Origin of the sequence: Pseudomonas sp. 32_A (assembly GCF_017490905.1) — a bacterium.
GTDB lineage: Bacteria > Pseudomonadota > Gammaproteobacteria > Pseudomonadales > Pseudomonadaceae > Aquipseudomonas > Aquipseudomonas inefficax.
The window spans coordinates 12,503-25,924 of sequence record NZ_JAFGYI010000004.1 but is presented as its reverse complement, the minus strand read 5'-3'; the positions used below and the strand labels follow the sequence as shown (position 1 = coordinate 25,924).

Below are 13,422 nucleotides of genomic sequence, written 5' to 3'. Positions count from 1 at the left end.
TTCACCCGCGAAGAATCAACGCGGTGCATGGCACCGGCTTCGCCGGTGTTCGCGGGTGAACCCGCTCCCACAGGGAACGCGGCAATTTTCATACATTTGCGCAAGGGAGCTGCTCCTACAGCCATTTCGGACTTTTCTTTCAAACCATGAAGTGGCCCTGTGCCGCCCTGCTACCTTAAACTCGGCACTCCCCCCGGAAGGCGCTATACATATGGAAATGCAATGGTGGATCTGGCTGGTGTTCGGCATCGCGCTGATGCTGCTCGAACTGGTCCTGCCGACGTTCTTCATCCTCTGGTTCGGCATCGGCGCCGTGCTGGTATCACTCATTTCGCTGGCCGCCCCCAGCCTGCAACTGGATATGCAGGTACTGCTGTGGGTGCTGATGTCGTCAGTCACCACTGCACTGTGGTTCAAGCTGTTCCGGCGCAAGCAACCAGACGTGCGCTGGACCGCCGAAAGCGTGATCGGCGAAGTGGGGCTGCTGACTGCTGGTGTATCGGAGTTCCAGAAAGGCCGCGTGCGCTTCCAGAAGCCGATCCTCGGCAACGAGGAATGGGTCTGCATCGCCAACAGCGAGATCGCTGCCGGCGAGCGGGTACGCCTGACCGCCATCGAAGGGAACACTGCCCGGGTCATTCGGGCCTGAATCCGCACTAAAAGGAATTTCGCATCATGACCAGCCTCATCGTCGTCATCGCCATCGCCCTGTTCGTCCTGATCACCGTGTTCAAGGGGGTGCGCATCGTGCCCCAGGGCGAGGAATGGGTCGTCGAGCGCCTGGGCCGCTACCAGAGCACGCTCAAGCCCGGCCTGAACATCGTCATCCCCTACATGGATGTGGTCGCCTACCGCCTGCCGACCAAGGACATCATCCTCGATGTGCAGCAGCAGGAAATCATCACCAGGGACAACGCGGTAATCGTCGCCAATGCCTTGTGCTTCGCCAAGGTGGTCGACCCGCAGAAGGCCGCCTATGGCGTACAGGACTTCTCGTTCGCCGTCACCAGCCTGACCATGACCTCGCTGCGCGCCATTGTCGGGGCCATGGACCTGGACGAAGCGCTGTCCAGCCGCGAGCAGATCAAGGCGCGCCTGCGCGAGGCGATGTCCGAGCAGACCGAAGACTGGGGCGTGACCGTGCGCTCGGTGGAGATCCAGGACATCAAGCCCTCGGAGAACATGCAACTGGCCATGGAGCGCCAGGCGGCTGCCGAGCGCGAGCGCAAGGCCGACGTGACCCGTGCCGAAGGGGCCAAGCAGGCGGCAATCCTGGAAGCAGAAGCACGCTTGCAGGCTGCCAGGCTGGATGCCGAAGCGCAGATCAGCCTGGCCGAGGCCTCGGCACGGGCGATTTCGCTGGTAAAGGACGCGGTAGGCAACGAGACCGTGCCGGCGATGTACCTGCTGGGCGAGCGCTATGTGGGGGCGATGGAGAACCTGGCGGGCAGCAGCAATGCCAAGGTGGTGGTGCTGCCGGCGGACCTGCAGGAGACCGTCCGCGGGCTGATGGGGCGTGGCAAGGCTTGATAATGCTGGGGGCGCTTTGCGCCCCATCGCGACACAAGGCCGCTCCTACAAGAACCGTGCATGTCTGGCCATGATGCGATCCCTTGTAGGAGCGGCCTTGTGTCGCGATGGGCTGCACAGCAGACCCCGAAGCCACCTGGCCTGCGTCACTTCACCGCACCCCGCCATTTTTACCTATACTCCGCCTTACAATACCCACCACGATTCCTGACCGGATCTCTCCATGCCCCCACGTCGGCACATCGCCTGGATAGCCTGCCTTGCAGTGCTGTTCAACCTGCTGGCCATGCCGCTGTCTTCTGCCGCGCCCAAGGGCCCGGCCGAGCAGCTGCTGTGGGGGGCCTTCTGTTCCAGCATGGCCAACAAGGCCAAGGTCGACGTCCAGGCCCTGGCCAAGATCGACCTCGGCCCGCAAAGCGACGACAGCGCCAGCATGATGAATTGCTGGTGCTGCACCGGTGCCGCGCCACTGCTGGCCCTGCCCGGCTACCCGCCGCAGCTGCACAACCCGCCGATACTGCTCGCCGGGCTGCTGCCGCCACCCGCCGACTACCACGCCACGCCTCGCCAACTCTGGCCGGCGCTCAACCCCCGTGCCTCTCCGCTGGCCTGAGTTCATCACGCTGTCTGCCTGAACCTGAACAGAAACGGAGATTCACCATGCTCAAGCACGCCCTCGTCATGGCCGCCCTGCTGCTGCCCGGCGCCTTTGCCAATGCCCACGAATACAGCGTGGGTGACCTGCACATCGCCCACCCCTGGTCACTGCAGCTGCCCCCCAATGCCCCCAACGTCGCGGCGTATTTCGTGGTGCACAACAATGGCCAGGCCGACGACCGCCTGCTCGGTGTCGACAGCCCCATCAGCGATGACGCACAACTGCACGAGCATGCCATGGGCGCCAGCGGTGCCATGAAGATGCAGCAGGTGCCCAGCGTGCTGGTGCCCGCAGGCAAGGACCTGACCTTCGCCCCCAGCGCCTACCATGTGATGCTGATGCAGCCCAAGGACCGCAGCCTGCTCAGCGACGGCAAGCGCTTCCCGTTGACCCTGCACTTCGAAAAGGCCGGCGATATCACCGTCGATGTGGCCGTGCAGAAGCAGGCGCCAACGGACCAGCCGCAAGCCCACGAACACGCGCACTGATCACCCGCTGAAAGGCACTCGTCATGAGCCTGCCACGCAACAGCATCAGCCGTACCACCCGCCCTGACCGCAGGCGCGCCGGTGGCGGATGGCTGAGCCTGTTCGCCATGTGGATGATCTTCATCGGCCCGCTGATTTCCCAGTCGATGCCGATGGACCACCACGCCGGCATGAGCATGCCGATGGACATGCCGATGGCGACCGCACATCAGCATGGCGGCGACACCCATCACGGCCAGGCTGGCGATGGCCAGCTGCATGTGATGTGGGAAAAGTGCGGTTACTGCAGCCTGTTGTTCAACTGCCCGGCCCTGCCTCAGGCCCTCAGCCCGCTCAGCGCAGGCAGCGTCGTACCCACCACTCACCTGTTCGCACCCACGCACCAGGGCCATGCCCGGCAGGCTGTATTCCCTGGTGCGCGCAGCCGCGCCCCACCTTCCTCGATCAACGTCTGAACCTACATTTTTTGCGCACGAAGCCAGGAGGCTTCGCGCTGACTCATGACTGATCGACTGGAATCATTATGTACGGCTGCACCCCTGTTTTTGCCTTGTCCCTGCGTGGGACCATCGCCGCCGTGTGCGGCTCGCTGCTTGCGCCCGTGGCCCTGGCCGCCGGCCCTGGCCATGAAGGCCATGCACACGACGCCCCCGAGCTGAGCCCGACGGTGATCACCGCCGTGGCCCCGAGCTCGCCGCTGACCGTGGTCACCAACCCGAAGGACCCGCGCCAGCCGGTGCCGGCCAGCGACGGCGCCGACTACCTGAAGACCATCCCCGGCTTCTCGGCCATCCGCGCCGGCGGCACCAACGGCGACCCGGTACTGCGCGGCATGTTCGGCTCGCGCCTGAACATTCTCACCAATGGCGGCCTGATGCTGGGCGCCTGCCCCAACCGCATGGACGCCCCCACCTCGTACATTTCGCCAGAAACCTATGACCGCCTGACCGTCATCAAAGGCCCGCAAAGCGTGATCTGGGGCCCGGGCGGCTCGGCAGGCACCATCCTCTTCGAGCGCGAGCCGGAGAAGTTCGGCACCCTCGGCAGCCGGGTCAATGCCAGCCTGCTGGCCGGCTCCAACGGCCGCTTCGACAAGGTGCTGGACACCGCCGCCGGCAACGACCAGGCCTACGCCCGCTTCGTCGGCAACCAGTCGCGCTCGGACGACTACCACGACGGCGATGACAACACCGTGCCGTCACGCTGGGACAAATGGAACGGCGATGTCGCCCTCGGTTGGACCCCGGACCAGGACACCTTGCTCGAGCTCACCGCCGGCAAGGGCGATGGCGAGGCCCGCTATGCCGGGCGCGGCATGGATGGCTCGCAGTTCAAGCGCGAAAGCCTGGGCCTGCGCTTCGAAAAGTCCAACCTTGGCGAGGTGCTCGACAAGGTCGAGGCGCAGGTCTACTACAACTACGCCGACCACGTGATGGACAACTACAGCCTGCGCACGCCTTCGGGCAGCGGCATGATGGGCATGCCGATGGTCAGCAACGTCGACCGCCGCACCATGGGCGCCCGCATCAAGGCCACCTGGCGCTGGGCCGATGTGCAACTGATCAGTGGCATCGACGCGCAGACCAACGAACATCGCAAGCGCGGCGGCATGGGCGTGGACGCGCACAAGGGCAAGGCCTGGACCAAGGATGCCGACTTCCACAACTATGGTGCCTTTGGCGAGCTGACCTGGTACGTCAGCGGCGAGGACCGGTTGATCAGCGGTGCCCGGCTGGACCGTGCTTCGGCCCGTGACTTCCGCCAGGGCAGCGCCACCGAAGGCGACACCCGCGCCGACACTCTGCCCAGCGGCTTCATCCGCTACGAGCACGACCTGGCGGCCATTCCGGCCACCACCTATATCGGCCTCGGCCATGCCCAACGTTTCCCCGACTACTGGGAGCTGTTCTCGCCCAAGCTGGCGCCACCCGGTGCGGCCAACGCCTTCGACGGCATCAAGCCAGAGAAGACCACCCAGCTGGACTTCGGCATCCAGTACCGCACCGAGCGCCTGGAAGCCTGGGCCTCGGGCTATGTCGGGCAGATCCGGGATTACATCCTGTTCGACTACCGCACCGGCATGATGGGCATGAGCACCTCGCAGGCGCAGAACATCGATGCCCGCATCATGGGCGGCGAACTGGGCGCGGCCTACCAGCTGACGGAAAACTGGAAGGCCGACGCAACGCTGGCCTACGCCTGGGGCAAGAACAGCAGTGACGGCACAGCACTACCGCAAATGCCGCCGCTGGAAAGCCGCCTGGGCCTGACCTACAGCCGCGATGTGTGGAGCGTCGGCGCACTGTGGCGGCTGGTGGCGGCGCAGAACCGCATCGCCGAGAACCAGGGCAACGTGGTCGGCAAGGACTACGACAAGAGTGCCGGCTTCGGCGTGTTCTCGCTCAATGGCGCCTACAAGGTGAGCAACCACCTCAAGCTCAGCGCGGGGGTCGACAACCTGTTCGACAAGACCTACGCCGAGCACTTGAACCTGGCCGGGAACGCCGGGTTCGGCTACCCGGCTACCGATCCACAGCCGGTCAACGAGCCAGGCAGGACCTTCTGGACCAAGGTCGACTTCAGCTTCTGACAACAACAACGGGCGCGGCGCAGGTCGCGCCCATCTGCTGGTCAAACAGGAGGTTCCCATGAGAGGAACACGCATCAACTTCTACAACCTGGCCTGGCGTTGGCACTTCTATGCGGGGCTGTTCGTGGCCCCGTTCATGATCCTGCTGGCGATCACCGGGATCATCTACCTGTTCAAGCCGCAGCTCGACCCGCTGCTGTACCGCGAGCTGATGGTGGTCGAAGCCGGCCACCACCGACAGGGCGCGGACACGATGCTGGCCGAGGTGCGCAAGGCCTATCCCGAGGGCCACGTTGGCCAGTACCTGCCACCGCTGGATGCCGAACGCAGCGCGCAGTTCGTGGTGCATGACGCCGGGCGCGAACTGAACGTGTTCGTCGACCCCTACAGCGGCAAGGTTCTTGGCGAACAGGATGGCAAGCAGAACCTGCAGGCCATCGCCCGCGCCCTGCATGGCGAACTGATGGTTGGCACGGTCGGCGACCGCCTGGTGGAACTGGCTGCGGGCTGGGGCATCGTACTGGTGGTGTCGGGCCTGTACTTGTGGTGGCCACGCGGGCGCAATGGCGCTGGCGTGCTGTGGCCACGGCTGTCTGCCCGCGGCCGACTGCTCTGGCGCGACCTGCATGCGGTGACCGGCTTCTGGGGCTCGGCCTTGTTGTTGCTGATGCTGGTCAGCGGCATGACCTGGACCGGCCTGTGGGGCAAGCAGTACGCCGACTTGTGGAACCGCTTTCCGGCGGCCATGTGGAACGACGTGCCCAAGTCGGACCAGCAGGCGGGTGAACTCAACAGCGCGCACCGCCAGACCGTGCCCTGGGCGCTGGAAAACACGCCAATGCCGCAGTCCGGCGCACACGCCGAACATGCAGGGCATCACACGATGTCGAGCGCGCCGGCAGCGCCACGGATAAGCCTGCAGCAGGTCGAAGACATCGCTAACGCGCGCCAGGTCGAACCGGGTTACAGCATCACCGCGCCGACCACGGCCGATGGTGTGTTCACCATTGCCGTATTCGCCGACGACCCGCGCAACGACGCCACCCTGCATGTCGACCAGTACACCGGCAAGGTCCTGGCCGATGTGCGTTGGCAGGACTACAACCCGGTCGCCCGTGCCACCGAGTTGGGCGTGATGCTGCATGAAGGCAAGATGTTCGGGGTGTTCAACCAGATCATCATCCTGCTGGTTTGCCTGATGATCTTGCTGGGCTCGGTGAGCGGGCTGGTGATGTGGTGGAAGCGCAGGCCGGCCGGCGGGCTGGGTGTGCCGCCGCTGCGCCATGACCTGCCACGCTGGAAGGCGGCGGTGGGGGTGATGCTGATGCTGGGGTTGATGTTCCCACTGGTGGGGGTGTCGATGGTGGTGATGTGGCTGGTGGATAGCCTGGTGGTCAGGCGCGGCCGGGTGCTGGCCAGCGCTTGAGCATTGCTTCGTCTGTGCCGGCCCTTTCGCGGGTAAACCCGCTTCCACAGGTACATCACAGTTTTCGAAATCTGTGAATCCTGTGGGAGCGGGCTCACCCGCGAAGAGGCCGGCACAGGCACAACACTGCTCCCCAAAAGTCGAGTCGATCTGTCGCGCCCCAACCTGGAACGCGCGTGTTAGCCTAGCCGGCTACCTCTGACAAGACGACCGACCTTCCAAGGGAATGCAGCCTATGACGCAAACCTCACCCGCAGCGCCAGATGAACAGCATCTGCAGCGCAACCTGACCAACCGCCACATCCAGCTGATCGCCATTGGCGGCGCGATAGGTACCGGCCTGTTCATGGGCTCGGGCAAAACCATCAGCCTGGCCGGGCCGTCGATCATCTTCGTCTACATGATCATCGGCTTCATGCTGTTTTTCGTCATGCGCGCCATGGGCGAACTGTTGCTGTCGAACCTCAACTACAAGTCGTTCATCGATTTTTCCGCCGACCTGCTCGGCCCCTGGGCGGGCTACTTCACCGGTTGGACCTACTGGTTCTGCTGGGTGGTCACCGGCATCGCCGACGTGGTCGCCATCGCGGCATATACGCAGTTCTGGTTCCCCGAACTGCCGCAGTGGATACCCGCGCTAACCTGCGTAGGGCTGCTGCTGTCGCTGAACCTGGTGACGGTGAAGATGTTCGGTGAAATGGAGTTCTGGTTCGCCCTGATCAAGATCGTCGCCATCCTGGGCCTGGTCGCGACCGGTCTGTACATGGTCATCAGCGGCTTCACCTCGCCCAGCGGGCGTACCGCGCAACTGGCCAACCTGTGGAATGACGGCGGCATGTTCCCCAACGGCCTGATGGGCTTCTTCGCCGGCTTCCAGATCGCCGTGTTCGCCTTCGTCGGCATCGAGTTGGTAGGCACCACCGCCGCCGAAGCGAAGAACCCGGAACGCACCCTGCCACGGGCGATCAATTCGATCCCGGTGCGGATCATCGTGTTCTACGTGCTGGCACTGATCGCGATCATGGCCGTGACCCCATGGCGCGACGTGGTACCGGGCAAGAGCCCGTTCGTGGAGCTGTTCGTGCTGGCCGGCCTGCCGGCGGCGGCGAGCATCATCAACTTCGTGGTGCTGACCTCGGCGGCCTCGTCGGCCAACAGCGGCGTGTTCTCCACCAGCCGCATGCTGTACGGCCTGTCGCAGGAAGGTGACGCACCCAAGGCATTCGAGAAACTGTCGAGCCGCTCGGTGCCTGCCAACGGCCTGTACTTCTCCTGCATCTGCCTGCTGCTGGGCGCAGTGCTGATCTACCTGGTGCCGAACGTGGTCGAGGCGTTCACCCTGGTCACCACAGTGTCGGCGGTGTTGTTCATGTTCGTCTGGACGCTGATCCTGCTGTCGTACCTGAAGTACCGCAAGCACCGCTCGGCGCTGCACCAGGCTTCAAAGTACAAGATGCCGGGCGGGCGCTTCATGTGCTACGTGTGCCTGGTGTTCTTTGCCTTCATCCTGGTGTTGCTGAGCCTGGAGGACGATACCCGCGCGGCGTTGCTGGTGACGCCGATCTGGTTCGTGCTGCTGGCGGTGACTTATCAGGGGGTGCGCAGCAAGCGTCATCCGCGCACGGCTGTGCGTAACGGCTGATGGCCCAGGGGGCTGCTCTGCAGCCCTTTCGCGACACAAGGCCGCTCCCAAAAGGCACGGTGTACGCCGTCCTATCTGTCGCGATGGGCCGCACAGCGGCCCCAATCCTGTGCACACAAATCCATCAGGCACCAACCTGGATCCGACCAACGCCCCAACACCTCGCACAACCCCTCTATTGCGCACCTTCCACCGTTAGGCACACCCCTTGCAACACCCCTCCCCGCTTGCCCAACACATAACAACTCAGCGGAGAGAGCACATGAAGCGACGCAGTCTGATCAAGGCCTTCACCCTTAGCGCATCGATTGCCGCAATGGGCCTGAGCTGGAGCATCCAGGCCGCCGAAACCATCAAGGTCGGCATCCTGCATTCGCTGTCGGGGACCATGGCCATTTCCGAGACTTCGCTCAAGGACATGGCGCTGATGACCATCGAGCAGATCAACGCCAAGGGCGGCGTGAACGGCAAGCTGCTCGAACCGGTGGTGGTCGACCCGGCCTCCAACTGGCCGCTGTTCGCTGAAAAGAGCCGCCAGCTGCTGACCCAGGACAAGGTGGCAGTAGTGTTCGGCTGCTGGACCTCGGTGTCGCGCAAGTCGGTACTGCCGGTGTTCGAAGAGCTCAACGGCCTGCTGTTCTACCCGGTGCAGTACGAGGGTGAGGAGATGTCGCCGAACGTGTTCTACACCGGCGCCGCGCCCAACCAGCAGGCGATCCCGGCCGTGGAGTACCTGATGAGCGAGGACGGCGGCAGCGCCAGGCGCTTCTTCCTGCTGGGCACCGACTACGTCTACCCGCGCACCACCAACAAGATCCTGCGTGCCTTCCTGCACAGCAAGGGCGTGGCCGACAAGGACATCGAAGAGGTGTATACGCCGTTCGGCCACAGCGATTACCAGACCATCGTCGCCAACATCAAGAAGTTCTCCGCCGGCGGCAAGACTGCAGTGATCTCCACGGTCAACGGCGACTCCAACGTGCCGTTCTACAAGGAGCTGGCCAACCAGGGCCTGAAGGCCACCGACGTGCCGGTGGTGGCGTTCTCGGTGGGCGAAGAAGAACTGCGCGGCATCGACACGAAGCCGCTGGTGGGCCACCTGGCGGCGTGGAACTACTTCGAGTCGGTGGATAACCCGGTCAACCAGAAGTTCGTTGCCGACTGGAAGGCCTATGCCAAGGCCAAGGGCCTGCCAGGCGCCGACAAGGCGGTGACCAACGACCCGATGGAGGCTACCTACGTAGGCATCCACATGTGGGCGCAGGCGGTGGAGAAAGCCAAGTCCACCGATGTCGACAAGGTGCGTGAAGCACTGGCCGGGCAAAGCTTCGAGGCGCCGTCCGGGTTCACCCTGACCATGGACAAGACCAACCACCACCTGCACAAGCCAGTGATGATCGGCGAGATCCAGGATGACGGGCAGTTCAGCGTAGTGTGGGAAACCGAGCAACCGCTACGGGCGCAGCCGTGGAGCCCGTTCATTCCGGGCAACGACAAGCGCCCCGATTACGCAGTGAAAGGTAACTGAGTGCATGGGGCCGCTATGCGGCCCATTCGCGGGTAAAACCGCTCCCACAGGTACGGTGCAAGGTCTGAAACCGGCGCGGTCCCTGTGGGAGCGGGTTCACCCGCGAAGAATCCACCGCCGATTTTCAGGATTACTCGCATGCTCAGACTGCTGCTCACCCTGCTCCTGCTGATCCCCCTGGCAACCCAGGCCAGCGAGGGCGAACTCTTCCTCACCGCCAAGCCCGCCGAGCAAGCCCGCCTGCTCGAAAGCTGGGCGGCGCAACCCGATACCGCACGCCTGCCGCTGCTGGACAACCTGCGCCAAGGCCGCATCACCGCCAATGACACCCGCAAGGTGCGCCTGAACAACCGCCTGCGCGGCCTGATCGACAACGCCCTGGCCAGCCACCAGTTGCTCAGCGACAACAGCGCCACCCGCCTGGCCGCCGCCCAGCAACTGCAAAAGAGCGCGCAACCGGCGCAGATGGCCTTCCTCGACCGGCGCTTTGCCCTCGAAGTGGACCCCGCCGTGCACGCCGCCATCGGCCTGGCCCTGGCCAACCTGCAACTGGATGCCAGCGAACCGGCAGTACGTTTGGCAGCCGTTCGCCTGCTCGGCGAAACCGGTGACCCGCTGGCCCGCACCCGCCTCGAGGCATTGCTGCAACCCAACGCGGAAACCGACCCGGGCGTGCGCACCGCTGCCGAAACCAGCCTGGCCCAGGTGCAGCGCAAGCTGCTGGTGGGCGAACTGCTCGGCCAGGCCTTCAGCGGCCTGTCGCTAGGTTCGATCCTGCTGCTGGCAGCCCTTGGCCTGGCCATCACCTTCGGCCTGCTCGGGGTGATCAACATGGCCCACGGCGAAATGCTGATGCTCGGCGCCTACAGCACCTACATGGTCCAGATACTGCTGCAGCGCTACGCCCCCGGCGCCATCGAGTTCTACCCGCTGATCGCCCTGCCGGTGGCTTTCACCGTCAGTGCCGGGGTCGGCATGGCGCTGGAGCGCACGGTAATCCGCCACCTATATGGCCGCCCACTGGAAACCCTGCTGGCGACCTGGGGCATCAGCCTGATCCTGATCCAGGCCATCCGCCTGCTGTTCGGCGCGCAGAACGTCGAAGTCAGCAACCCGGCCTGGCTTTCGGGGGGCATACAGCTGCTGCCCAACCTGGTGCTGCCGTACAACCGCCTGGTGATCATCGGCTTCGCCCTGGCCGTGGTTCTGCTCACCTGGCTGCTGCTCAACCGCACACGGCTGGGCCTGAACGTGCGCGCGGTCACCCAGAACCGCAACATGGCCGCCTGCTGCGGCGTGTCTACCGGGCGTGTCGACATGCTCGCCTTCGGCCTCGGCTCGGGCATCGCCGGGCTCGGCGGCGTGGCCCTGAGCCAGGTCGGCAACGTTGGCCCGGACCTGGGCCAGAGCTACATCATCGACTCGTTCCTGGTGGTGGTGCTCGGCGGCGTCGGCCAGTTGGCCGGCAGCCTCTGGGCAGCCTTCGGCCTTGGCATCGCCAACAAGCTGCTGGAGCCGCAGATCGGCGCCGTGCTCGGCAAGATCCTCATCCTTGCGTTGATCATTCTGTTCATCCAGAAACGCCCGCAAGGCCTGTTCGCCCTCAAGGGACGGGTAATCGACTGATGAACCAGCCACTGCTTGTCACCGCTACGCAAAAGGCCGGGCCACGCCTGACCCTGGCCATCGGCGCCGTCGTCGTCCTGCTGCTGGTGGCCCTGCCACTGCTGTCGCTGCTGCCGGCGGGCCATGCCCTGCAAGTGTCGGCCTACACCCTGACCCTGGTCGGCAAAATCCTTTGCTACGCCATCGTCGCCCTGGCCCTGGACCTGGTCTGGGGCTACGCCGGGCTGTTGTCACTGGGCCACGGGCTGTTCTTCGCCCTCGGTGGCTACGCCATGGGCATGTACCTGATGCGCCAGGCCGCCGGTGACGGCCTGCCAGGGTTCATGACCTTCCTGTCGTGGAGCGAGCTGCCCTGGTATTGGGCTGGTACCCAGCATTTCGCCTGGGCCCTGTGCCTGGTAGTACTGGCGCCCGGGCTGCTGGCGCTGGTGTTCGGCTGGTTCGCCTTCCGCTCGCGGATCAAGGGCGTGTACTTCTCGATCATGACCCAGGCCCTGACCTTCGCCGGCATGCTGCTGTTCTTCCGCAACGAAACCGGTTTTGGCGGCAACAACGGCTTCACCAGCTTCCGCACCATCCTCGGCTTCGACATTGCCGCCCAAGGCACCCGCGCGGTGCTGTTCCTGCTCACCGTCGGCCTGCTCCTGGCCAGCCTGTACCTGTGCTGGTGCCTGACCCGCAGCAAGTTCGGCCGTTTGCTCACCGCCGTGCGCGACGCCGAGAACCGCCTGATGTTCTGCGGCTACGACCCGCGCGGCTTCAAGTTGCTGGTGTGGGTGCTCAGTGCCGTGCTGTGCGGCCTGGCCGGTGCGCTGTATGTGCCGCAAGTGGGCATCATCAACCCCGGCGAGATGTCACCGACCAACTCCATCGAAGCCGCCGTGTGGGTGGCCCTGGGTGGGCGCGGCACCTTGATCGGCCCCCTGCTCGGCGCCGGCCTGGTCAATGGCATGAAAAGCTGGTTCACCGTGGCCTTCCCGGAGTTCTGGCTGTTCTTCCTCGGCGCATTGTTCATTCTCGTCACCCTGTACCTGCCTCAGGGCGTGGTCGGCCTGTTGAAGAAAAGGAGCCAGCCATGAGAGGCGTGCCCCCGGTACATCCGGAATTCATGCTCGAACCGGTGTTCGACAACCTCGGTGCCGGCCGCGACGCCATCGGCCTGGGCCAAAGCCGCAAGGCCGGCCTCGACACCCGCCACGGTACGGTGCTGAGCCTGGAAGACATCAGCGTCAGCTTTGATGGCTTCAAGGCGCTGAACGCGCTGAACCTGTACATCGGCGTGGGCGAGCTGCGTTGCATCATCGGCCCCAACGGTGCCGGCAAGACCACGATGATGGATGTGATCACCGGCAAGACCAGGCCCGACAGTGGCACGGCGTATTTCGGTGACACCCTCGACCTGACCCGCATGAGCGAATACCAGATCGCCCAGGCCGGCATAGGCCGCAAGTTCCAGAAGCCCACGGTGTTCGAGGCGCTGACGGTGTTCGAAAACCTGGAACTGGCACTGAAGACCGACAAGTCGGTGTGGGCCAGCCTGGCAGCGCGCCTGGGCGGTGAGCAGCGCCAGCGCATCGAGGAGGTGCTGGGTACCTTGCGCCTGCTGCCGCTGGCCCAGCGCCAGGCAGGCTTGCTGTCACATGGGCAGAAGCAGTTTCTGGAGATCGGCATGCTGCTGGTGCAGGAGCCGCAATTGCTGTTGCTGGACGAGCCAGTGGCGGGCATGACCGATGCCGAGACCGAGTTCACCGCCGAACTGTTCAAGGGGTTGGCTGGCAAGCATTCGCTGATGGTGGTGGAGCATGACATGGGGTTTGTCGGCAGCATTGCCGACCATGTGACCGTGCTGCACCAGGGCAGCGTGCTGGCGGAAGGGTCGCTGGAGCAGGTGCAGGCGGATGAGCGGGTGGTCGAGGTGTATCTGGGCCGGTAGA

Annotated in this window: 12 protein-coding genes; all 12 read left to right on the top strand. The window is 64.6% G+C overall.

Annotation, left to right across the window (positions count from 1 at the left end):
* Positions 1-211 precede the first annotated feature (211 nt).
* The 12 genes from J5M58_RS03730 (at position 212) to urtD (ending at position 13,421) form a co-directional block, all read left to right on the top strand.
* Positions 212-649: an NfeD family protein gene (locus J5M58_RS03730; RefSeq protein WP_112253645.1), complete on the top strand. Its 438-nt coding sequence runs from the start codon at positions 212-214 to the stop codon at positions 647-649.
* Between the two features lie 26 nt (positions 650-675).
* Positions 676-1,530: an SPFH domain-containing protein gene (locus tag J5M58_RS03725; RefSeq protein WP_112253646.1), complete on the top strand. Its 855-nt coding sequence runs from the start codon at positions 676-678 to the stop codon at positions 1,528-1,530.
* Positions 1,531-1,753: 223 nt separating this feature from the next.
* Positions 1,754-2,143, top strand: coding sequence for a DUF2946 domain-containing protein (locus J5M58_RS03720; RefSeq protein ID WP_207877189.1), 390 nt, complete (start codon positions 1,754-1,756; stop codon positions 2,141-2,143).
* A 47-nt stretch (positions 2,144-2,190) separates the two neighbouring features.
* Positions 2,191-2,676 carry a copper chaperone PCu(A)C gene (locus J5M58_RS03715; protein ID WP_112253647.1) on the top strand — a complete coding sequence of 162 codons (486 nt, stop codon included), beginning with the start codon at positions 2,191-2,193 and terminating at the stop codon, positions 2,674-2,676.
* Between the two features lie 23 nt (positions 2,677-2,699).
* Positions 2,700-3,131 carry a DUF2946 domain-containing protein gene (locus tag J5M58_RS03710; RefSeq protein WP_112253648.1) on the top strand — a complete coding sequence of 144 codons (432 nt, stop codon included), beginning with the start codon at positions 2,700-2,702 and terminating at the stop codon, positions 3,129-3,131.
* A gap of 68 nt (positions 3,132-3,199) precedes the next feature.
* Positions 3,200-5,266, top strand: coding sequence for a TonB-dependent copper receptor (locus J5M58_RS03705; protein ID WP_207877187.1), 2,067 nt, complete (start codon positions 3,200-3,202; stop codon positions 5,264-5,266).
* 58 nt (positions 5,267-5,324) lie between these two features.
* Positions 5,325-6,692 carry a PepSY domain-containing protein gene (locus tag J5M58_RS03700; protein ID WP_112253650.1) on the top strand — a complete coding sequence of 456 codons (1,368 nt, stop codon included), beginning with the start codon at positions 5,325-5,327 and terminating at the stop codon, positions 6,690-6,692.
* Positions 6,693-6,927: 235 nt separating this feature from the next.
* Entirely contained in the window at positions 6,928-8,334 is a 1,407-nt protein-coding gene (gene cycA, locus J5M58_RS03695) for a D-serine/D-alanine/glycine transporter (protein ID WP_207877185.1), read from the top strand.
* A gap of 262 nt (positions 8,335-8,596) precedes the next feature.
* On the top strand, positions 8,597-9,862 hold the full coding sequence (gene urtA / locus J5M58_RS03690; RefSeq protein WP_207877183.1) for an urea ABC transporter substrate-binding protein: 1,266 nt from the start codon (positions 8,597-8,599) through the stop codon (positions 9,860-9,862).
* Between the two features lie 138 nt (positions 9,863-10,000).
* Positions 10,001-11,488 (top strand): urea ABC transporter permease subunit UrtB, encoded by a 1,488-nt coding sequence (gene urtB, locus J5M58_RS03685; protein ID WP_207877181.1) that lies wholly within the window; start codon positions 10,001-10,003, stop codon positions 11,486-11,488.
* Positions 11,488-12,567 carry an urea ABC transporter permease subunit UrtC gene (urtC, locus tag J5M58_RS03680; RefSeq protein ID WP_112253654.1) on the top strand — a complete coding sequence of 360 codons (1,080 nt, stop codon included), beginning with the start codon at positions 11,488-11,490 and terminating at the stop codon, positions 12,565-12,567. Before urtB ends, urtC begins: the two co-directional genes overlap by 1 nt.
* A complete protein-coding gene (gene urtD / locus J5M58_RS03675) occupies positions 12,564-13,421 on the top strand; it encodes an urea ABC transporter ATP-binding protein UrtD (RefSeq protein ID WP_177421382.1) in 858 nt (285 codons plus the stop codon). The genes urtC and urtD overlap by 4 nt, the downstream gene beginning before the upstream one ends.
* Position 13,422: the final 1 nt, after the last annotated feature.